Below are 21,395 nucleotides of genomic sequence, written 5' to 3'. Positions count from 1 at the left end.
GACCTATTTCCCGGGCTTAGGTTGGATGTCCATGAGGCGTCTGATGGGGACACGCCGATGACACATCTCGAGGACAGGCTGGAACGGTTCGAGACGCTCACCGCCGAATGCGAGCTGATCGCCAAGCTCGCCACCGACAGCAGCAAGCGCGAGTTCTATTTGAAGCTGGGGGAAGAGTACCGTCAGCTGGCCGTCAATATCCGGCAGGCGATCGCGATGACGGCGGCGGCCTGAGCCGGCTGAAATCCGTTCTTAACGTTTGGCGCGCATCCTTGCAGCAAGCGAGCATCGCCGGTCCGCGACGCTCGTTGGTGGGAAGGCCGGGGTTCGCTGCAATGCAGCGCGCCTCGTGAGTGTGATTTGCCATGTCTGACAGGGCAATCCCATGCGCCTCGTTGCAGTAATCATATTCGCGCTTATGACGGCGGCTTGCGATCAGGAGCAGGACATCACCGGCTCGACGGCGCCGGCGTGTCCGTTGCGCAACTACAGCTACAATCCACGCGACATGAACCAGTGCGTCAGCGCCTGCAAGACGTGCGACCGCGGCACGACGGTCACCTGCACGACCTCCTGTACCCTCAAGGGCGCTCGCTGAGGGGGATCGCCGTCTCTGCCTTGCAGCGATCGCGACCGAATCGCAGCCCGCGCATGCGGGAACCGGGAGCGGTCCCGAGCCAGGGCCGGAGGTGTTGGAGCACCGGAACGATTCACATGGATTAATCATTGAAGGGAGGCGGCAGGACGCGGAGTCCATGGAATGGGTATGCTCGATCCCGGTCGATTTCTGGTGTCGTGTTCGCATTGCGATGCCTGGCCGATGGCGGCCAATGTGAAACGGTCGAGCTGGTCGGCGTCGCCGCACGAGGTCCGCTTCGTTTGTACGCGTTGCCGTCGCGAAGAAACGGCGATCGTCTCGGCCTCCGGCGAATTGACCCCCATCAAGCGCGTCGATGTCCCGCCACGCGACGTCGCTGTCGCCTGGGCTCAGGCGCAACGTTCGCGCGGGCGGTCCTGATGATTGGTATCGCCGGTGCCCGGCTCCAGGTGAGAGCTGCCGGCTGTCAGGGACCAGCCTGTTTCGCTTCTCTGTCAATCCATCCGCGCTAAAATATTCTGCTTTAATTCGAAAATGGTGGCTCAATCTCGAGGGGCGACCATGCGGTCGTCATTGTCGCGAGCCGGGCTTGCGGTGGACGCGGCAGCGTCGTGTACGAGATGCCAAGGGCAAGGCGGATTGCTCTCCGTGAGCCCGAGGCTTCGTGCGGACGGACGGCGCTGCTAGGCTTCGTCTCGCCTGTAAGTTTCCGGCTCCGTCGACAGGGCCGGGAAAACTCCCGGCTCTGCGCCGCAACGCTCTGCGCGCTGCAGCTAGTCCGGGACAGGAGCGATGCGCCTCGCTCCACGACGGGCCGAGGGCGACTCACTTCCGGTATGCCCGTCCGTCGTTTCAGATCGGATGTTCTGTGCCTTCCGAAAGATCTCAGGTTGTGGATCGTCATTTTGGCGAGGTATCCACGTAAGCAAACTCGTGTCTTCCCGGTAACGATTGTGCTGCCTGTGCAACACCTACATCGGATTTAACCCTCATCACCGGCGGTTCGCATCGCCGCCGCTTTTTGGCCACACCCGAACATGAATAAAATCGCTCTAATGTTTTAAGGGCAGTGGCGGTCTTCGAAGGCGACGAGAAAATCCCAAGGTCGATTCAAATCTTGGCTCTGATTTTTCGGGTCTGAAAGGGTTGGCCGGGGAAGCTGGTTGCGATGGGCGCGAAGATCAACAAGCAAAGGCTGCCGAGCCGTCACGTGACGGAAGGCCCTGCGCGCGCGCCGCATCGGTCCTACTTCTACGCCATGGGTCTGACCACCGAGCAGATCCACCAGCCCTTCGTCGGAGTCGCCTCGTGCTGGAACGAAGCTGCTCCCTGCAACATCGCGCTGATGCGTCAGGCGCAGGCGGTGAAGAAGGGCGTCGCGTCCGCCGGCGGCACGCCGCGCGAATTCTGCACCATCACCGTGACCGACGGCATCGCCATGGGCCATGACGGCATGCGCTCCTCGCTGCCGTCGCGCGAATGCATCGCCGATTCGGTCGAACTGACCGTGCGCGGCCATGCCTATGACGCGCTCGTCGGGCTTGCCGGCTGCGACAAGTCGCTGCCGGGCATGATGATGGCGATGGTCCGCCTCAACGTGCCCTCGATCTTCATCTATGGCGGCTCGATCCTGCCCGGCAATTTCCGCGGGCAGCAGGTCACTGTGCAGGACATGTTCGAGGCGGTCGGCAAGCATTCGGTCGGCGCCATGTCGGACGAGGACCTCGACGAGATCGAACGCGTCGCCTGTCCCTCGGCCGGCGCCTGCGGCGCGCAGTTCACCGCCAATACCATGGCGACCGTCTCCGAGGCGATCGGGCTGGCGCTGCCGTACTCGGCCGGTGCTCCGGCGCCGTACGAGATTCGTGACGCCTTCTGCATGACCGCGGGCGAGCAGGTGATGGAGCTGATCGCCCAGAACATCCGGCCGCGCGACATCGTCACCCGCAAGGCGCTGGAGAACGCGGCCGCCGTGGTCGCCGCGTCCGGCGGCTCGACCAATGCTGCGCTGCACCTGCCGGCGATCGCGCACGAGGTCGGCATCAAGTTCGACCTGTTCGACGTCGCCGAAATCTTCAAAAAGACACCATATGTCGCGGATTTGAAGCCGGGCGGCCGTTATGTCGCCAAAGACATGTTTGAAGTAGGTGGCATCCCGCTTCTGATGAAGACGCTGCTCGACAACGGCTTCCTGCACGGTGATTGCCTTACCGTCACAGGCCGCACGATCGCCGAAAATCTCAAGAGCGTGAAATGGAATCCGCACCAGGACGTGGTGCACCCGGCAGACAAGCCCATCACCGTGACAGGCGGTGTGGTCGGCCTGAAGGGCAATTTGGCGCCAGAAGGTGCGATCGTGAAAGTCGCGGGAATGTCCAACCTCAGGTTTACCGGTCCGGCCAGGTGCTTCGACCGTGAGGAGGATGCGTTTGAGGCGGTCCAGAACCGCACCTACCGCGAAGGCGAAGTCATCGTGATCCGCTACGAGGGGCCGAAGGGCGGTCCCGGCATGCGGGAAATGCTCCAGACCACGGCAGCGCTGACCGGCCAGGGCATGGGCGGCAAGATCGCGCTCATCACCGACGGCCGCTTCTCCGGCGCCACCCGCGGCTTCTGCATCGGCCATGTCGGGCCGGAGGCGGCGGTCGGCGGCCCGATCGGGCTGCTCGAGGACGGCGACGTCATCGAGATCGACGCGGTGGCCGGTACCCTTAACGTAAAATTGAGCGACGCCGAGCTCGCCCAGCGCAGAACCAAATGGAGCGCCCGCGCGACTAACCACACGTCGGGTGCGCTCTGGAAATATGCTCAGCAGGTTGGACCGGCGCTCGGGGGGGCAGTGACCCATCCGGGCGGCGCGCACGAGAAACAGTGCTATGCGGACATTTAGGCGTGCCAAAGTTGCGTTTGTGTTGGGGGCGGCTGCGCTGGCCGCGCCGGCGTTCGCCTTCGACGGTGCGCCGGTCAACCCGAAGGACGCCACCATCCCGGTCGTGACGACCTTGCCCGGCGCTGCGGGTGCGGTGCGCACCAAGGTTCCGCCGCAGGTCGCAACCCAGGAAGCCTCGCTCAGCGCGTTGCAATATGCCGCCGAGGGCGGCCACCCCATCGCGCAGTGGAAGCTCGGCCGCATGTACGCCAACGGCGACGGCGTCGCCCAGGACGATCTGCGTGCCTTCGAATATTTCAGCCGGATCGCCAACGCGCATGCCGAGGACAGCCCCTCGGCGCCGCAGGCGCAGATCGTGGCCAACGCCTTCGTCGCGCTCGGCCGCTACTATCTGGCCGGCATCCCGAATTCGAAGGTCAAGGCCGACCCGGACCGCGCCCGCGAGATGTTCTCCTATGCCGCATCCTATTTCGGCAACGCGGACGCGCAGTACGACCTCGCCCGTCTGTACCTGAAGACCCCCGACGCCTCGCGCGAGGATTACCGCTATGGCGCGCGCTGGCTTGGCCTCGCCGCGCAGAAGGGCCAGCATCAGGCCCAGGCCTTGCTCGGCCAGATGCTGTTCAACGGCGACCGCCTGCCGCGGCAGGCCGCGCGCGGCCTGATGTGGCTGACGCTGGCACGCGACAGCGCCGGTGCCGACGAGGTCTGGATCAAGGAAAGCTACAACCGCGCCTTCGCCAAGGCCTCCGACGACGACCGCGCCATGGCCCTGCAAATGCTGGAGCAATGGGTGCAGGGGCGTCGGGAATAGGCGCATGACATTGTCATTCCGGGTTCGATGCTTCGCATCGCCCCGGAATGACCAATCTGATGGCTACGCCGCCTCGAGGTCGATATCCGCCCACACCGGCACGTGGTCCGAGGGCTTCTCCCAGCCGCGCACATAGCTGTCGATGCCGACATTGGCGAGCTTGTCGCTGGCCTGCGGCGACAGCAGCAGGTGGTCGATCCGCAGCCCCTGGTTCTTCTGCCAGGCGCCCGCCTGGTAATCCCAGAACGTGTAGAGCCCGCCCTCGTCGGTGACGGCGCGCAAGGCGTCGCTGAGGCCGAGGCCGAGCAGGGACTGGAAGCTCTCGCGCGTCTCGGTCTTGAACAGCGCGTCCTCGGTCCAGGCGGCCGGATTGTGCACGTCGCGGGCATGCGGGATGACGTTGAAGTCGCCGGCCAGGATCAGCGGGACCTCCTCCTTGAGTCGCTCCTTCGAATAATCAAGAAGCCGCGACATCCATTTGAGCTTGTAGGGATATTTATCGGTCCCGACCGGATTGCCATTGGGCAGATAGAGGCAGGCGATGCGCAGCACCCCTCGCTTCAGCGTCACTACGCCTTCGAGGAAGCGGGCATGGGTATCCTCGTCGTCGCCGGCGAGGCCCGACTTGGTCTCGTCGAACCTGAGCTTGGAGAGCAGGGCGACGCCGTTGAACGTCTTCTGCCCGTGCGTCACCACGTTGTAGCCGAGCGCCTCGATCTCCAGCCGCGGAAAGGCCTCGTCCACGCACTTGATCTCCTGCAGGCAGACGATGTCCGGCTGGCACTCCTTCAGCCAGGTCAGGAGCAGATCGATCCGCTGCCGGACCGAGTTCACGTTCCAGGTGGCTACTCTGATGGGCATTGGAAGGGCTCCGGGCGGGGGTCTTGGTTAGAACAAAATGCAAACGCACCCGTCAAGCCGGCTGCAAAATCTCCCACAAAATTAACCCGGCCTAAGCAGGCCGCAGGCCATTGATCGTCGAGAGGTTCCTCGGATGGATGGCCGGACAAGGCGATGAATCGAACTCAGCCGCGTGACGGCCTGATCGGCGCGTTTCTGTATTGGCTCGGCGGCTTCGAGATCGAGGACGGTCTGACCGCCGGCCTCAGCGAGCGCGAGATCCGCCGCATCCGCGCCAAGCAGATCGACGCGGTGACCCAGCTGATCCCCGTGACGATGGCCGTGACGATGCTGAATGTCGCCATCGTGCTGATCCTGTTCTGGGGCAGGGGCTGGAACGACTTCCTGGCGATCTGGGGCCTGACGCTCGCCGCTACCGCTTCGCTCGCGGTGCGCGCGTGGCACAAGTCGCATCAGAGCCCGCCGCAGGAGGCTTCGCCCCGCGCGGCGCGGCAGACGCTGCGGCAGGCGTTTTTTCTCGCCGCGATCTGGGGGGCGCTGCCGCTCGCTCTGTTCAGCCGCATCGAGCCGACCAGCCAATTGCTCCTGGCCTGCCTGATGGTCGGCATGATGTCGGGCGGCGCCTTCACGCTCTCGACCTTCCCGCGCGCGGGCCTCGTCTATCTCGCCACCATGACGATCGCCTGCGCCGGCGCGCTGCTCCTGTGCGGCACGGGGCCATATCTGGTGACCGCCGTGTTCCTGCTGCTGTTCGCGTTCTTCATGGCGCGCAACATCGTCTCCCAGGGCAACCTCTTCCTCGGCAATCTCAAGGCCCAGCTCGAGCTCGAGCGCAAGACCGAGATCATCTCGCTGCTGCTGAAGGACTTTCAGGAGAACGCCAGCGACTGGCTGTGGCAGACCGATGCCGAGGGACGCCTCGTCGACGTGCCGCAACGCTTCGCCGACGTCGCGCAGCTGCCGCTTCCGCTCCTGAAAGGCTCGCATTTCGCCGACGTGCTCGACATGCTCTGTCCCGAGGACAAGAGCGCCGCCTACAACATCATCGGCCTGATGGAGCAGGCCGAGCCGCTGCACGAGATGAATCTCAAGGTCGTCGCAGGCGGCGAGGCCCGGCTGTGGTCGTTGACGGCGAAGCCGGCCCATGATCGTGACGGTCATTTCCTCGGCTATCGCGGCTTCGGACGCGACGTCACCGAGCGCTGGCGCGCGGAAAAGGCCGAGGCCGAAAGCCGCGCCAAGTCCGACTTCCTGGCGGTGATGAGCCACGAGATCCGCACGCCCATGAACGGCGTGCTCGGGCTCGCCAGCATGCTGCTCGAAACCAGTCTCGATCCGGAGCAGCGCGATGCCGTCACCACGATCCGCGAATCCGGCGACAATCTCCAGCGCATCCTCAACGACATTCTCGACCTCTCCAAGCTGGAAGCCGGCCGCTTCCAATTCGAGGCGATCGACTTTGCGCCGCAGGCTCTGGTCGAGACGGTTGCGACAATGGTGCGCGCGGGCGCCAGGAGCAGGGGGCTCACGATCAAGGTCGAACTCGATCCGAACCTGCCCCCGACGCTCCGCGGCGACGTCGCGCGCATCCGCCAGGTGCTGCTCAATCTCGCCTCCAACGCGGTGAAGTTCACCGACGAGGGCGAGGTGACGATATCGGCGACCTGCCAGGCGCGACGCGACCTGCTGGCGACGGTCGAATGGACTGTGACCGACAGCGGCATCGGCATCGCGCCCGACAAGCTCGGCCTGCTGTTCAGCGACTTCGCCCAGGCCGATGCCTCGATCAGCCGCCGCTTCGGCGGCACGGGCCTCGGCCTTGCGATCTCGAGGCGGATCATCGAGCAGATGGGCGGCACGATCGGCGTCACCTCGACGCCGGGCGAGGGCTCGACCTTCCGTTTCACCCTGGTGCTGCCCTGGAGCCAGGCGCAGGCCTCCGATCAGGCTGGCGGCCGCGACGAAGCCGATGACCTGAAAGCCCGGATCGCCGGCCTCGACCGGCCGCTGAAGGTGCTTGTCGCGGAGGACGATGCCGTCAACCGCATGGTCGTGAGCAAGATGCTGGGGGCTTTCGACATCGAGCAGCGTGTCGTCGCCGACGGGACCGAAGCCGTCGCGGCTGCCTCCGAAGGCAATTACGATGTCGTGCTGATGGACGTGCGCATGCCCGACATGGACGGGCTCGCCGCCACCCGCGCGATCCGCGCACTGGGCGGGCGCTTCGATGCCTTGCCGATCGTCGCGCTGACCGCCAATGCCTTCCCCGAGGACATCAAGATCTGCCGCGAGGCCGGCATGTCGGACTTCCTGGCCAAGCCGCTGCGAAAGCCGGCGCTGGTCACGGCGCTGCTGGGTGCGTTGGACGGCCACGTCATGTCGGGGGACGCACCGCTGCAGCCGGAGCTAATGCCGGACGAGGTGGAGTGGACGGACGAGGAAAGGCAGATAACGGGCACGTAGGCCCGTCAGACCGAGAAACTCGTCCCGCAGCCGCAGGACGCGGTGGCGTTGGGATTGTTGACGCGGAACGAGGCGCCGATCAGATCGTCGACGAAATCGACCTGCGATCCCGCCAGGAACGGCTGGGAGGCGGAATCGACCAGCACCACCGCATTGTCCTGCTCGATCACGAGATCGTCGTCGGTGCGGGCACGGTCAATGTCGAACTTGTACTGGAAGCCCGAGCAGCCGCCGCCCTCGACGGAGATGCGCAGCATCGCGCCGGAACCTTCGCCCTTGAGGATCTCCCCAATCCGGCGTGCGGCCCGGTCGCTGATGGTCACGGCAGTCGTCATCGTTCGTCTCCGATAGTCCCGCAGTCATACCCAATTCATTTGGTATCCCGCGCCCGACATAGTTAAGTGCCACCATACGCAGAATCAAATGGATAGGGACTAAATTCGCCGTGTCCGTCGGAATGGCAGCCCCCCGCGCGCCCTATGCCTGTGATCCCGATCGCAGCCGCGGCCGGCTGGTCGCCGAACCCCCGAGCCGGACCCGCAGCCCGTTCCGGCGAGATTGCGACCGGGTGATCCATTCCACCGCCTTCCGCCGGTTGAAGTACAAGACCCAGGTGTTCGTATTCCACGAGGGCGACCATTACCGCACCCGGCTGACCCATTCGCTGGAGGTGGCGCAGATCGCCCGGGCGCTGGCCCGGCAGCTCGGGCTGGACGAGGACCTCACTGAAACCCTCGCGCTCGCGCACGATCTCGGTCATCCGCCGTTCGGGCATGCCGGGGAGCGGGCCCTGGACGCCTGCCTGAAGGAGTTCGGGGGGTTCGACCACAATGCCCAGACGCTGCGCGTCGTGGCTTCGCTCGAGCACCGCTATCCCGAGTTCGACGGGCTCAACCTGACCTGGGAATCGCTGGAGGGCATCGTCAAGCACAACGGGCCGCTGACCGATCGCAGCGGCGCTCCGGCCGGGCGCTACCGCGAGCATGGCGTTCCCGTCGGGATCGCCGACTACGTCAAGACCTACGATCTCGAATTGTGGAGCTTCGCCTCGCTGGAGGCGCAGGTCGCCGCGATCGCCGACGACATCGCCTATGACGCCCATGACATCGATGACGGCCTGCGCGCTGGCCTGTTCCAGCTCGACGATCTCAAGGTGATGCCGCTGACGGCGGAGATCATCGCCGAGACTGCGGCGCATTATCCCGATCTCGAAGACGTCCGGCGCGGTGCCGAGCTGGTGCGCGAGCTGATCTCGCACCTGATCGGAGCGGTGTTTGCGGAGACAGGGAAGAACCTCGCTGCCGTGAAGCCCCAATCGGCCCAGGACGTGCGCCGGCAGGGCCGGGCGCTGGTCGCGTTTCCCGCCGAGGTGGCCGAGGAAGAGGCCGCCATCAAGTCCTTCCTCTACCAGCACATGTACCGCCACGCGCGGGTGATGCGGGTGATGGGCGAGGCCGAGCAGATCCTGTTTGACCTGTTCGCAAAATACCTGAAATCCCCCAGCGAGCTGCCGCCGGAATGGCTGCTGGGGTCGGAGGCGGACGACGAGGGCGACCGGGCCCGCCGGATCGGCAATTTCATTGCCGGAATGACCGACCGTTTCGCCCTGACCGAGCACCAGCGGCTCTTTGACTCGACCCCGGATTTGCGTTAGGCGGCGGCCATGCCCCAGACATCCTCATCGCTGCATCTGTTCGCCGACGTGCTCGCACGCGTGCACGGCGTCTGCCGTGCGCTTGCGGCGGATTCCAGCTGGCCCGAGGGCATCGATTTCTCCCGCGTCGTGGTCGAGCCGCCGCGTGATGCCTCCCATGGCGACATGGCGACCAACGCCGCCATGGTGCTTGCGAAAGAGGCAAAGGCAAAGCCGCGCGATCTCGCCGAGCAGATCGCCGAACGGCTGCGCACGGATGCGCTGATCGCCAAGGTCGATGTCGCAGGCCCCGGCTTCATCAATCTGACGCTGAAGCCGGCCGCCTGGGCTGAGGCGTTGCGCACCGTGCTGCGCGAGGGTGCCGAATACGGCCGCATCCGGGGCGGCGCCAAGGTCAATGTCGAATACGTCTCCGCCAATCCGACCGGGCCGATGCATGTCGGCCATTGCCGCGGCGCCGTGTTCGGCGACGCGCTGGCGAGCCTGCTCCAGTTCGCCGGCCACGACGTCACGCGCGAGTACTACATCAACGATGCCGGCGCCCAGGTCGACGTGCTCGCGCGCTCAGCCTTCCTGAGGTATCGCGAAGCGCTCGGCGAGGACATCGGCGCGATCCCGGAAGGGCTCTATCCCGGCGACTACCTCAAGCCGGTCGGGCAGGCGCTGGCGACGGAGCATGGCGAGAAGCTGCTCGCGATGAGCGAGGCCCAGTGGCTGCCGACCGTGCGCGCCAAGGCGATCGCGATGATGATGGACGAGATCAAGGACGATCTCGCCGCCCTCAACATCCGCCACGACGTGTTCTTCTCTGAGCGTTCCCTGATCGAGACCGGCAACAACAAGGTTGCCGAGACCATCGACTTCCTGAAGGCCAAAGGCGACATCTACGAAGGCCGCCTGCCGCCGCCGAAGGGCGCGCCGGTCGAGGATTGGGAAGACCGTGAGCAGTTGCTGTTCAGGGCGACCGCCTATGGTGACGACGTCGATCGTCCGCTGATCAAGTCGGACAATTCCTACACCTACTTCGCCTCCGACATCGCCTATCATAAGAACAAGTTCGACCGCGGCTTTGTTGAGATGATCGACGTCTGGGGCGCCGATCACGGCGGCTACATCAAGCGCATGCAGGCGGCGGTGAAGGCAACGACGTCGGCTAAGGGATCGCTGGACGTCAAGATCGTCCAGCTCGTGAAGCTCTTGCGCAACGGCGAGCCGGTGAAGATGTCCAAGCGGAGCGGGGACTTCGTCACCTTGCGTGAAGTGGTGGATGAAGTCGGCCAGGACGCCGTCCGCTTCATGATGCTGTACCGGAAGAACGACGCGGTGCTGGACTTCGACCTTGCGAAGGTCATGGAACAGTCTCGCGACAACCCGGTGTTCTACGTCCAGTACGGCCATGCCCGCGGTCACTCGATCTTCCGCAATGCCCGCGCCGAGGTGTTCCCGGAACTCCCAGAGGATGCCGGCGCGCGGATCGCATGGCTCGCTGAGTCGGCGGTGGAACGGCTGTCGGACCCGGTCGAGCTCGATCTTCTTAAGCGCCTCGCAATTTATCCGCGCATGCTGGAAGCTGCCGCCGCGGCCCATGAGCCGCACCGAATTGCCTTTTATCTCTATGATTTAGCCAGCGAATTTCATGCACTTTGGACGAAAGGGCGCGATTTGCCCTATTTACGCTTCATTATCAATAATGATGCAGATCTTACAAAGGCGCGAATGGCAATGGTCCAGGGCGTCGTCTCGGTCCTGGCATCGGGCCTCGCCATCCTCGGCGTCCATGCCCCGGACGAGATGCGGTAGTTTGGGGCGAACTACTTAAGGGGAATTCGGGGGTAACCGGCAGAAGCCGGATCGCTTAGACTTGGTTGAAAGCCTTGTGGGTCGAAAGCCGTGCCTTGGTCGAGGGGCGCGCGGCTTTCCCGAAGGGACGCATCATCACGATGGCCGAACGATATCAGGACAGACCGTTTCCTTCCGATGACTATGGTCGCGGCGGCGACCAGCATGGGAAGGCGGATAGCGATCCGTTGGCCGAGCTCGCCCGTCTGATCGGGCAGACCGATCCGTTTGCAGCGCAGTCGCGTCCGCCGGCGGCGCCCGCCCAGAGCTATCAGGACCACGATTACCGCGAGCTCGATGATCAGCAGGACTACGCGGAGCAGGCACCGTCGCCGCCCTCATGGATGCGGCGTGCCAACGTGCAACCGCAGCCGGCACCCGCGCCGGAGCCTGACTATCCGGTCACCGTAAGCCCGGTCCACCCGCTGCATCGCTACGCGGCCAAGCCTGCCGCGCCCGAGCCTGTCGTTCAGCAGCCCCAGGCCTATCAGGACACCTATCAAGATCAGGCTCACCAGGAGCAGGCCTATCGGCAGCATGGTGAGGCCTACCAGGAGCAGTCCTATCAGGAGCCGTATGCGCAGCCCGATCCGTCGCGCTACGACGATGCGCTGTATGGTCGGCTGGAGACGGGCAAGCAGGACTATCAGCGCGAGCCGGCCTATCCCGACGACCCTTACGCCTACCAAAGCGACTATCCCGAGGAAGAGGTCGAGGAGCCGAAGAAGCAGCGCGGCGGCATGATGACGGTCGCGGCGATCCTGGCGCTTGCCGTGGTCGGCACCGGAGCCGCGTTCGCCTACAAGACCTATATCGGCTCGCCTCGCAGCGGCGAGCCGCCGATCATCAAGGCCGACAACACGCCGACCAAGATCGTGCCGGCGCCGACGGACTCCGCGGCCAAGGTACCGGACCGCATGGTCAGCGGTGACGGCACCGAAAAGATCGTGCCGCGCGAGGAGGCGCCCGTCGACGTCAACGCCAAGGCGGGCGGGCCGCGCGTGGTGTTCCCGCCGCTGAACCAGAATGCGAACCCGCCCTCGGTGGCGAGCGTGTCGCCATCCACCGTGCCGCCGCCGAGCGCGGGTCCGAGCCCGAGCAACGGCACGCTGCCGAACAATTCGCCGCGCGCGATCAGGACCGTTGCGGTGAAGGGCGATCAGACCGATAGCGCCGTGCCGCAATCGGCCGCCGCCAAGCCGGCGCCCGCGGCGCCGAAGCCTGTTGCCACGCCGTTTGCGCCCGCCGCGCCGCGCAATCCGCCGACCTCGGCCAATGCCAGCGCCAACCAGCCGATGTCGCTGGCGCCGCAATCGTCCCCGGCGGCCGAGCCGCCGCAGCGGATGGCTGCGACCAACCCGACGCAGATCGCGCCCACCAGCAGCGGTGGCGGCTACATCGTGCAAGTCTCCTCGCAGCAGAGCGAGGACAGCGCCGCCGCGTCCTACCGGGTGCTTCAGAGCAAATACGGCAGCGTGCTCGGCTCGCGGTCCCCGGTCATCAAGCGGGTCGATCTGACCGACAAGGGCAAGGGAGTCGTCTACCGCGCCTTCGCCGGTCCCTATGGTTCGGCTGAGGAAGCGACGCAGGCCTGCAACAACCTGAAGTCCGCAGGCCTGTCTGCCTGCTTCGTCCAGAGGAATTAACGGCCGTTTCCTTGACCCCCTCGCGGGGCAGGGTTAATCGGCCGTTATGAGCACGCGGGCCTTCATTACCGGCGTATCCGGAACGGAACTGACCGCCGCCGAGCGGGAGTTTATCCGTGCCCAGCACCCATGGGGCTTCATCCTGTTCAAGCGCAATGTGGCAACACCGGCGCAAGTTGCTGCTTTGGTTGCGGAATTGCGCTCGGTCGCGAATGCTCCTGACGCGCCTGTCCTGATCGACCAGGAGGGGGGACGGGTGCAGCGGCTGGGGCCGCCGCACTGGCCGGTTTATCCGCCGGGGGCCGTATTCGCGAATTTGTACGACACTGATTCGGCCCTCGGGCTCACCGCGGCGCGCCTCAGTGCCCGCCTGATCGCAGCCGATCTTGCCGATCTCGGCATTACCGTGGATTGCCTGCCCTTGGCGGACGTGCCGGTGCCGGGCGCCGATGCGGTCATCGGCAACCGGGCCTATGGCACCGAGCCGGGCAAGGTCGCCGCGATCGCCCGCGCGGTCACCGAGGGCCTGGAGCAGGGCGGTGTGCTGCCGGTGCTCAAGCATATTCCCGGGCATGGCCGCGCCACCGCCGATACCCATTTCAAGCTGCCGACCGTCGACACGCCGCGGGACGAGCTGGAGCGGACCGATTTCGCGGCCTTCAAGCCGCTGTCGGACCTGCCGATGGCCATGACTGCACATGTTGTGTTTAGCGCCTTCGACCCCGCCCATCCGGCGACGACATCTGCGACAATGATTGCTGACGTGATTCGCGGCGCAATCGGGTTCCAGGGTTTGTTAATGAGTGATGACGTGTCGATGAACGCGCTGTCGGGGAATATCGCCGAGCGGACTCGCGCGATCTTCGCGGCCGGCTGCGACGTGGCCCTGCATTGCAACGGCAACATCGAGGAGATGCGCGACGTCGCCGGCGAGACACCTGAATTGGCCGGTACGGCGCTGGAGCGGGCGAGCGCCGCGCTCGCCGCACGCAAGCCGCCGCAGCCGTTCGACCGCGTGGCCGCACGCGCCGAACTGGATGCATTGATCGCACGGGCAAATACGGCATCGGCATGACTGCAGAAATCCTATCGTTCGAAACCGGGCGGCCCGCAGAGCTCGCCGAGGGTGAGCCGGCGTTGGTGGTGGACGTCGAGGGCTATGAGGGCCCGCTCGATTTGTTGCTCGCGCTGGCGCGGCAGCAGAAGGTCGACCTCGCCAAGATTTCGATCCTCGCGCTCGCCGACCAGTACCTGCATTTCATCGAAGCCGCGCGAAAGATCCGGCTGGAGCTCGCCGCGGACTATCTGGTGATGGCCGCATGGCTTGCCTTCCTGAAGTCGCGCCTGCTGCTGCCGGAGCCGCCGAGCGCGGAAGGCCCGAGCGCCGAGCAGATGGCGACGGCGCTCGCCAACCGCTTGCGCCGCCTGGAAGCCATTCGCGAAGCCGCCAACCGGCTGATGAACAGGCCGCAATTGCAGCGCGACATCTTCCCGCGTGGCGAGCCCGAGCACATCGCCGAGATCAAGCACCCGAAATACACGGCCACGCTCTATGATTTGCTCACCGCCTATGCCGCGCAACGCCAGTCGCGCGTGCTGGCGAGCGTGCATCTGGCCAAGCGCACGGTGTGGTCGCTCGCCGAAGCACGCGCCACGCTGGAGCGGCTGGTCGGCAGCATCACCGAGCAGGACGATTGGGGTGTTCTCGACGACTTCCTGATCCGGCATGTCGCCGATCCGACGCAGCGCGCAACGGTATTCGCCTCGAGCTTTGCCGCCGCGCTCGAATTGGTGCGCGAAGGTCAGCTGGAGCTGAATCAGAAGGAAGCGTTTGCGCCGATCTATTTCCGGAAGGGGCGCCCAAAACCGGTCCCGGACGCAGCTCCTGCGCCTGATGCGCCGGTCGCTTAAGTGCAAGAAGGAGAATCTGCCATGGCAAGCCTGGCTGAAGTGCGGGTAGAAGAGGCCGAGCCGATGGAGAACGAATCCCAGGCGCGTCCCGAGGAATTGCGGCTGCTGGAGGCGCTGCTGTTCGCCTCGAATGAACCGCTGGACACCGCGACGCTGGCCAAGCGCATGCCCGAAGGCGTCGACGTCAAGGCTGCGCTCGAGCAGTTGCAGGCCGATTATGCCTCGCGCGGCGTCAATCTCGTTCGCGTCGCCAACAAATGGACGTTCCGCACCGCCGGCGATCTGGCCTGGCTGATGACGCGGGAGAGCACCGAGACCCGCCGCCTGTCGCGGGCCGCAATCGAGGTGCTCGCGATCATCGCCTATCACCAGCCGGTGACGCGGGCCGAGATCGAGGAGATCCGCGGCGTCGTCACGTCGAAGGGCACGCTCGACGTGCTGCTGGAGACCGGCTGGATCAAGCCGCGCGGCCGACGCAAGACGCCGGGCCGGCCCCTGACCTTCGGAACCACCGAGGAGTTCCTGTCGCAATTCACTCTGGAACAGCTTGGCGACCTGCCGGGCCTGGAAGAGTTGAAGGGCACCGGCCTGTTGGATTCGCGCCTGCCCACCGGGTTCAGCGTGCCGACGCCGTCGGATGATCCGGCCCTGCGGGAGGACGAGGATCCGCTGGAACCGGGCGATGACCTCGATCTCGCCCTTGCGCCTGCGGTCGAGCCCGAGAGCCCGCCAGAAGGCGGCAATGAGGGTGGCAGCGAAGGCGGCGCCGAGGACTGACGTACCGGCGAATTACGGCCCCTGCGACCAGTTAACACTAGCAAGATTGCGTAGCGCCGACAGCGAATTGGCGCTGCCTTGGTCCTTGTTTTTGAGGCCTGCCAAGCCTAGGTTTCGGTGAAGATCGGCCGGGTCCCCGGCCATGCGCGTTTGGAGGGTTGCAGGATGGGTTCACTCAGCATTTGGCACTGGATCTTGGTGATCGCAGTGGTCCTGCTGCTGTTCGGCCGCGGCAAGATTTCGGATCTGATGGGCGACGTGGCGCAGGGCATCAAGGCGTTCAAGAAGGGCATGCAGGACGAGGACAAGCCCGCCGAGAAGCCCGAGCCGGCCAAGTCGATCGAGCACAATGGCGCGCCGACCGCGACGCGGTCCGACGTCGGCAGCAAGGCCGTCTGAGCCGGAAGCAGCACGCGAGACGCGGGTAGCGGCCCCGATCCTGCGCGCGAGGGATTGGGCCGGCTCCGGCTTTGCGTGAACGGAAGACCTCATGTTCGACATCGGGTGGAGTGAACTGGTCCTCATCGGGGTCGTGGCCCTGATCGCCATCGGCCCGAAAGAGCTGCCGGGCGTGCTGCGCATGGTCGGGCAATGGATGAGCAAGGCCCGCAAGATGGCCGCCGAATTCCAGGGCCAGTTCCAGGAAGCGATGCGCGAGGCCGAGATGGCCGACCTCAAGAAAAGCTTCGACGAGGTCAAGGAAGCCGCCACGGGTTTCAATCCGATGACTTCGCTCCAGAAGGACGTCAGCGACGCGCTTCGCATCGATGCGCTGGACAAGCCGGCCGAGACGCCGGCCGCCACTGCCGTCGATCCGCCCGTCACGCCCACGACACCGGAGAACCCGACGCCTTCGACCTTCATGGAAGCCGAAGCGCATGCGGCGGCGAACGAGCCGCTCGCGATCACCCGTGAAGTCGAACAGGCGAAGGTTGCGCAGGACACCGCGCCATCCGAAGCGATCAAGGACGCCAAAGCGTCATGACCGACGCCGATATCGAGGCCAGCAAAGCGCCGCTGATGGACCATTTGATCGAGCTGCGCTCGCGGCTGATCAAGGCGCTGCTCGGCTTTGGCCTGGCCTTCATCTTCTGCTTCTTTTTCGCCAAGCAGATCTACAACGTGCTTGTCTGGCCGTTCGTGTGGATCGCGGGTCCCGAGAACTCGAAGTTCATCTACACGGCGCTGCTCGAATATTTCATCACCCAGCTCAAGCTCGCGCTGTTCGGCGCCGGCTTCATCTCGTTCCCGATCGTGGCGACGCAGATCTACAAGTTCGTCGCGCCCGGGCTCTACAAGCACGAGAAGCAGGCGTTCCTGCCGTATCTGGTCGCGACGCCGTTCTTCTTCGTGCTGGGCGCGGCGCTGGTCTATTTCGTCGTGCTGCCGATGCTGGTGCGCTTCTCGCTCGGCATGCAGCAGGCCGGCGGCGACGAGACCGCGCAGATCCAGCTGCTGCCCAAGGTCGGCGAATATCTGTCGCTGATGATGTCGCTGATCTTCGCCTTCGGCATCGCCTTCCAGCTGCCGGTGATCCTGACGCTGCTCGGGCGGATCGGCATCGTCAGCTCGAAGATGCTGCGCGAGAAGCGCCGCTATTTCATCGTCATGGCCTTCGTGATCGCAGCCGTGCTGACGCCGCCCGACGTGCTCAGCCAGTGCTCCCTCGCGTTTCCGCTGATGGCGCTGTACGAGGGCTCGATCATCGCGGTTGGGATAGTGGAGAGGAAGGCGGCGGCTTCGTCGCAAGCCACCGGCACCGACGTGTCGACGCCGGCCAATCCGGCGGAGTAGGGCGACCAAGCCCACCGGTGTCATTCTCCGCGAAAGCGGGGAATCCAGTACGCCGCGGCCCTTGGGGGAAACACTGACGTCTCTTGAATACTGGATCGCCCGCTTTCGCGGGCGATGACAGAGTGCTAGGGGAAGCACTGATGTAGATTGTCAACATAAGATGTTGACTGTCTACGCGCTTCCTTAGGACCACAGCCATGCACGACATCAAATCGATCCGCGACAATCCGCAAGCCTTCGACGCCGGCCTCGCACGGCGCGGTTTGAAGCCGATGTCGGCATCGCTGCTGGCGATCGACGAGAAGCGGCGTGCGGCGATCCTGGCCTCCGAGCAGGCGCAGGCGCGGCGCAATGCAGCCTCGAAGGAAATCGGCGATGCCAAGAAGGCCAAGGACGAGGCGCGCGCGGCCAAGCTGATGGCCGAGGTCGCCGAGCTCAAGACCACGATGCCGGAGCTCGAAGCGGCGACGAAAGCCGCCGACGATGAGCTGATCAAGGAGCTGGCCGCGATCCCGAACATTCCGTTCGAGGACGTGCCCGACGGCGTCGACGAGCACGGCAACGTGCAGCACCACGTGTTCGGCAACAAGCGCAATTATGGCTTTGCGCCGAAGCTGCATGACGATCTCGGCACCGCGCTCGGCTACATGGATTTCGAAACGGCGGCAAAGCTCTCCGGCGCGCGTTTCGTCGTGCTGAAGAAGGGGCTGGCGCGGCTCGAGCGTGCCATCGGCCAGTTCATGCTCGATCTGCACACTACCGAGCACGGCTACACCGAGATCAATCCGCCGCTCTTGGTGCGCAACGAGGTGATGTTCGGCACCGGACAATTGCCGAAATTCGAGGACGATCAGTTCTGGGCGATCAAGGGCGAGCTGCTCGCCTCGCCGGACCATGAGCGGCTGAAGACCGAGCGCCTCGGTCTGATCCCCACCGCCGAAGTGTCGCTCACCAATCTCGTCCGCGAATCCATCCTCGATGAGAAGCAATTGCCGATGCGGCTGACCGCGCTGACGCCATGCTTCCGCGCCGAGGCGGGGGCGGCGGGGCGCGACACCCGCGGCATGATCCGCCAGCACCAGTTCACCAAGGTCGAGCTGGTCTCGATCACGACGCCGGACGTGAGCAAGGACGAGCTGGAGCGGATGCTGTCCTGCGCCGAGCAGGTGCTGCAGAAGCTCGACCTGCATTACCGTGTGATGACGCTCTGCGCAGGGGATATGGGCTTCTCGGCGCAAAAAACCTACGACATCGAAGTCTGGATGCCGGGGCAGGGCGAGGGCGGGGCGTTCCGCGAGATCTCGAGCTGCTCGGTCTGCGGCGACTTCCAGGCACGGCGCATGGATGCGCGCTCGCGCGGGCCCGACGGCAAGCCCCGCTTCGTGCACACGCTGAACGGCTCCGGCACTGCCGTCGGCCGCGCGCTGATCGCGGTGATGGAGACCTATCAGCAGGAGGATGGCTCGATCGCGGTCCCGGACGTGCTCCAGCCCTATATGGGCGGGCTGAAGGTGATCGCGCGCGACTAAAGCGTTTTCCCGCGAAGTGGGCACCGGTACGCGTCCGAAAACACGGCATGACGAGAATCGCGTTGCGAAGATCGGGCGGCCGGCTATCCTGCCGGCCCGTCCACGCGAACCCTCCGTTCATGGCCTTGCACCGCGACATCTTCTGGGTCGGAAGACAATGGGCGGTGACGGGCGCCGGGATCCAGGCCATCGATCAGCGCCTCCGCGGCGTTCTCGACATCGAGATCGCGCGGCTCTGGGACAATGATCTCGTGCAGAGCCGGCGGGCCAAGCCCGGGGTCAATGCTGCGGATTTCGACATGGCGCTGAGCGTGGCACGCGAACGCTTTCCGCAGGAGCCGACGTCCGATCCGTTCGTCGCGCAGCTGAAGGCGCTCGGCGTCATCGAGGCTTCCGTCGTGAACCCGGTCGTGCCGGCGATGCAACTGCGTGCAGAAGGCCGGCTTGCGCGCTTCCTGCCGCAATGGCGCGTTCGCCGCTAGCGGGACCAGCCCAGGGAACCAGCCGCCGGACCGCAATCGTCCGGTTTGCCTGATCGGCGCTGGCCGGATAAGACGGCTCAGACCCGCTTTCAGGAATCGAACCTTCCGCATGCGCATTCTCTGCACCAATGACGACGGAATCCACGCTCCCGGCCTCAAGGTCGTGGAGGAGATCGCGCGCGCTTTGTCGGACGATGTCTGGGTGGTGGCGCCCGAGCTCGACCAGTCCGGCGTGTCGCATTCGCTGTCGCTGAACGATCCCTTGCGACTGCGCGAGGTCGGCCCGCGGCACTTCGCCGTGCGCGGCACGCCGACCGACTGCGTCATCATGGGCGCGCGCCATATCCTGGGTGCCAAGCTGCCCGATGTCGTGCTGTCCGGCGTCAACAAGGGCCGCAACGTCGCCGAGGACGTGGTCTATTCCGGCACCATTGCCGGCGCATTGGAAGGCACCATCCTGGGGTTGCCGTCATTCGCATTGTCGCAGGAGTTCAGCGTCGAGACCCGCGAACGTCCGCCGTGGGATACGGCCCGCAAATTCGGGCCGGATATCCTGCGCAAGGTGATCGCCGCCGGCGTTCCGAAGGACACCGTCATCAACATCAACTTCCCGTCCTGCGCGCCGGAGGATGTGCTGGGCATCCGCGTCACGCGGCAAGGCAAGCGCAATCTCGGCTTCCTCAGGATCGACGAGCGCCGGGACGGCCGCGGCAATCCCTATTTCTGGATCGGCTTCGAACGCACCGCGATGCTCGACACGCCCGCCGACGGCACCGATCTCGCGGCGCTGCGCGAGCGCTACGTCTCGGTCACCCCGCTCAGGCTCGACCGCACCGACGAGGCGTTTTCGGAGCAGCTTGGCGTCACTCTGAAATAAGGGTTAGCTGCCGCGAAGCGCGGCTTCGATGGTCTTGCCGAGCGCGTCGAGCTGAAACGGCTTCTGGAGCGCCGGCCGGTCGCGATATTGCTCGGGCAGGCCGGAGGAGCCGTAACCAGTGGCGAAGATGAACGGGCAGCCCTTGGCCATGATGACATCGGCGACCGGCGAGATGACCTTGCCGTTGACGTTGACGTCGAGAATGGCGAGATCGAACTCGGTGGATTGCGCAAGCCGCATGGCCTCATTGATGTCGCCCGCTTCGGCGGCAACCTTGTAGCCAAGCTCCTCCAGCATGTCTGCGACCATCATTCTGATCATGACCTCGTCCTCGACGAGGAAAACAGAGCGGCCCGAAAGCCCTGTCGCAGTCATGGTTGAGTCCTTGCCCATTCTCGTAAACGTTCGCAGATAACGATAGGCGACGCAATGCGCGTTTCGGCGAACGCAAACCTCGCAAATGGCTTAGCGCTTTGAAGGCCTTGCTGTGGTCAAATGCTGCGCCGAAAGGATATCATGAGTTCCTGAGCCGGAACAAGATTCTCGTCTCGGGTTCTTGCGGTGCAATGCGGCGATCCGCCTAACGAGACGAGCGATACCAGCAATGACGTCCCACCAGCACCCGCCGGAAAAGATGATGTTTCAGCTCACGTTGAGGCGTCGGGGCATCAGCGATCAGGCCGTGCTCCGAACCATGGAAGAGGTGCCGCGCGAGCTTTTCGTCGACGAGGCCGATCGCGAGGGCGCCTATCGTGACAGCGCGCTGCCGATCGACTGCGGGCAGACCATCAGCCAGCCCTTCGTCGTCGCCTACATGACCGAGCAGCTCCAGCTCCAGAAGCAGCACCGGGTGCTCGAAATCGGCACCGGCTCCGGCTACCAGGCCGCCGTGCTGTCGCGGCTGGCCGGCCAGGTGCTGACTGTCGAGCGCTATCGCAAGCTCGCCGACACGGCACGCGCCCGGCTTGAGAAGCTCGATTGTCACAATGTCGAGGTGATGCTCGCTGACGGTCTCAATCTGCCTCCCAACATCGGCCCGTTTGACCGCATCATCGTCACCGCGGCGGTGGAGCAGATACCGGAGAACCTGGTCGAGCGGCTTGAGGTCGGGGGCATCCTGATTGCCCCGGTCGGCCCGCATCAGGGCGTGCAGACGCTGACCCGCCTGGCCCGCAGCGAAACCGGAATCGAGCGCAAGGAACTCGTCGAGGTCCGCTTCGTGCCGGCACTGCCCGGCGTGGCGCGGGAGCTGTAGAATCC

At 65.1% G+C, this 21,395-nt stretch carries 22 protein-coding genes; 19 read left to right on the top strand and 3 right to left on the bottom strand.

Going from position 1 to position 21,395, the window contains the following annotated elements:
• The first annotated feature begins 57 nt into the window (after positions 1-57).
• From P0R31_RS03495 to P0R31_RS03475, 5 genes are all read left to right on the top strand, one after another.
• The gene (locus P0R31_RS03495) at positions 58-234 is read left to right on the top strand and encodes a hypothetical protein (RefSeq protein ID WP_275512868.1); all 177 of its coding nucleotides are present in this window, start codon (positions 58-60) and stop codon (positions 232-234) included.
• A 151-nt stretch (positions 235-385) separates the two neighbouring features.
• The gene (locus tag P0R31_RS03490; protein WP_275512867.1) at positions 386-598 is read left to right on the top strand and encodes a hypothetical protein; all 213 of its coding nucleotides are present in this window, start codon (positions 386-388) and stop codon (positions 596-598) included.
• A 162-nt stretch (positions 599-760) separates the two neighbouring features.
• Positions 761-1,018, top strand: a complete 258-nt coding sequence (locus P0R31_RS03485; protein ID WP_036044359.1) for a hypothetical protein — start codon at positions 761-763, stop codon at positions 1,016-1,018.
• A 748-nt stretch (positions 1,019-1,766) separates the two neighbouring features.
• Positions 1,767-3,488: a dihydroxy-acid dehydratase gene (gene ilvD / locus P0R31_RS03480; protein WP_275512866.1), complete on the top strand. Its 1,722-nt coding sequence runs from the start codon at positions 1,767-1,769 to the stop codon at positions 3,486-3,488.
• Positions 3,475-4,302: a tetratricopeptide repeat protein gene (locus P0R31_RS03475; protein WP_275512865.1), complete on the top strand. Its 828-nt coding sequence runs from the start codon at positions 3,475-3,477 to the stop codon at positions 4,300-4,302. The genes ilvD and P0R31_RS03475 overlap by 14 nt, the downstream gene beginning before the upstream one ends.
• 63 nt (positions 4,303-4,365) lie before the next feature.
• Here P0R31_RS03475 and xth read toward each other — a convergent pair whose 3' ends face one another.
• Positions 4,366-5,163, bottom strand: a complete 798-nt coding sequence (gene xth / locus P0R31_RS03470; protein ID WP_275512864.1) for an exodeoxyribonuclease III — start codon at positions 5,161-5,163, stop codon at positions 4,366-4,368.
• Positions 5,164-5,316: 153 nt separating this feature from the next.
• Between xth and P0R31_RS03465 the strand changes: the two genes are divergently transcribed.
• Positions 5,317-7,626: an ATP-binding protein gene (locus tag P0R31_RS03465; RefSeq protein WP_275512863.1), complete on the top strand. Its 2,310-nt coding sequence runs from the start codon at positions 5,317-5,319 to the stop codon at positions 7,624-7,626.
• Between the two features lie 5 nt (positions 7,627-7,631).
• On the opposite strand, the gene erpA is transcribed toward P0R31_RS03465, so the two are convergent.
• Positions 7,632-7,961 (bottom strand): iron-sulfur cluster insertion protein ErpA, encoded by a 330-nt coding sequence (erpA, locus tag P0R31_RS03460; protein WP_024342679.1) that lies wholly within the window; start codon positions 7,959-7,961, stop codon positions 7,632-7,634.
• A gap of 110 nt (positions 7,962-8,071) precedes the next feature.
• Between erpA and P0R31_RS03455 the strand changes: the two genes are divergently transcribed.
• From P0R31_RS03455 to surE, 12 genes are all read left to right on the top strand, one after another.
• Positions 8,072-9,280 carry a deoxyguanosinetriphosphate triphosphohydrolase gene (locus P0R31_RS03455; RefSeq protein WP_275512862.1) on the top strand — a complete coding sequence of 403 codons (1,209 nt, stop codon included), beginning with the start codon at positions 8,072-8,074 and terminating at the stop codon, positions 9,278-9,280.
• 9 nt (positions 9,281-9,289) lie between these two features.
• A complete protein-coding gene (argS, locus tag P0R31_RS03450) occupies positions 9,290-11,080 on the top strand; it encodes an arginine--tRNA ligase (RefSeq protein ID WP_275512861.1) in 1,791 nt (596 codons plus the stop codon).
• Between the two features lie 140 nt (positions 11,081-11,220).
• Positions 11,221-12,765 (top strand): SPOR domain-containing protein, encoded by a 1,545-nt coding sequence (locus P0R31_RS03445; protein WP_275512860.1) that lies wholly within the window; start codon positions 11,221-11,223, stop codon positions 12,763-12,765.
• Between the two features lie 46 nt (positions 12,766-12,811).
• A complete protein-coding gene (gene nagZ, locus P0R31_RS03440; protein ID WP_275512859.1) occupies positions 12,812-13,840 on the top strand; it encodes a beta-N-acetylhexosaminidase in 1,029 nt (342 codons plus the stop codon).
• Entirely contained in the window at positions 13,837-14,676 is an 840-nt protein-coding gene (locus tag P0R31_RS03435) for a segregation and condensation protein A (RefSeq protein WP_172783664.1), read from the top strand. The genes nagZ and P0R31_RS03435 overlap by 4 nt, the downstream gene beginning before the upstream one ends.
• A 21-nt stretch (positions 14,677-14,697) precedes the next feature.
• On the top strand, positions 14,698-15,453 hold the full coding sequence (scpB, locus tag P0R31_RS03430) for an SMC-Scp complex subunit ScpB (RefSeq protein WP_036012763.1): 756 nt from the start codon (positions 14,698-14,700) through the stop codon (positions 15,451-15,453).
• Between the two features lie 165 nt (positions 15,454-15,618).
• The gene (locus P0R31_RS03425; protein ID WP_275512858.1) at positions 15,619-15,852 is read left to right on the top strand and encodes a twin-arginine translocase TatA/TatE family subunit; all 234 of its coding nucleotides are present in this window, start codon (positions 15,619-15,621) and stop codon (positions 15,850-15,852) included.
• A gap of 91 nt (positions 15,853-15,943) precedes the next feature.
• Positions 15,944-16,438, top strand: coding sequence for a Sec-independent protein translocase protein TatB (gene tatB / locus P0R31_RS03420; protein ID WP_275512857.1), 495 nt, complete (start codon positions 15,944-15,946; stop codon positions 16,436-16,438).
• On the top strand, positions 16,435-17,247 hold the full coding sequence (tatC, locus tag P0R31_RS03415) for a twin-arginine translocase subunit TatC (RefSeq protein ID WP_275512856.1): 813 nt from the start codon (positions 16,435-16,437) through the stop codon (positions 17,245-17,247). Before tatB ends, tatC begins: the two co-directional genes overlap by 4 nt.
• 197 nt (positions 17,248-17,444) lie before the next feature.
• Positions 17,445-18,776, top strand: a complete 1,332-nt coding sequence (gene serS / locus P0R31_RS03410; protein ID WP_275512855.1) for a serine--tRNA ligase — start codon at positions 17,445-17,447, stop codon at positions 18,774-18,776.
• Positions 18,777-18,895: 119 nt separating this feature from the next.
• Complete coding sequence (locus P0R31_RS03405) at positions 18,896-19,258, top strand: hypothetical protein (protein WP_275512854.1); 363 nt, start codon at positions 18,896-18,898, stop codon at positions 19,256-19,258.
• A 109-nt stretch (positions 19,259-19,367) separates the two neighbouring features.
• Positions 19,368-20,135 carry a 5'/3'-nucleotidase SurE gene (gene surE / locus P0R31_RS03400; RefSeq protein ID WP_275512853.1) on the top strand — a complete coding sequence of 256 codons (768 nt, stop codon included), beginning with the start codon at positions 19,368-19,370 and terminating at the stop codon, positions 20,133-20,135.
• A 3-nt stretch (positions 20,136-20,138) separates the two neighbouring features.
• Here the strand turns inward: surE and P0R31_RS03395 are convergent, their stop codons facing one another.
• Positions 20,139-20,510: a response regulator gene (locus P0R31_RS03395; RefSeq protein ID WP_036044248.1), complete on the bottom strand. Its 372-nt coding sequence runs from the start codon at positions 20,508-20,510 to the stop codon at positions 20,139-20,141.
• A gap of 229 nt (positions 20,511-20,739) precedes the next feature.
• On the opposite strand from P0R31_RS03395, the gene P0R31_RS03390 reads away from it, so the two are divergent.
• Complete coding sequence (locus P0R31_RS03390; protein WP_275512852.1) at positions 20,740-21,390, top strand: protein-L-isoaspartate(D-aspartate) O-methyltransferase; 651 nt, start codon at positions 20,740-20,742, stop codon at positions 21,388-21,390.
• Positions 21,391-21,395: the final 5 nt, after the last annotated feature.

It is taken from the genome of Bradyrhizobium yuanmingense, from assembly GCF_029167105.1.
GTDB lineage: Bacteria > Pseudomonadota > Alphaproteobacteria > Rhizobiales > Xanthobacteraceae > Bradyrhizobium > Bradyrhizobium yuanmingense_A.
Note: the sequence above shows the minus strand (reverse complement) of the source record. Positions and strands in the feature narration are given on the sequence as shown.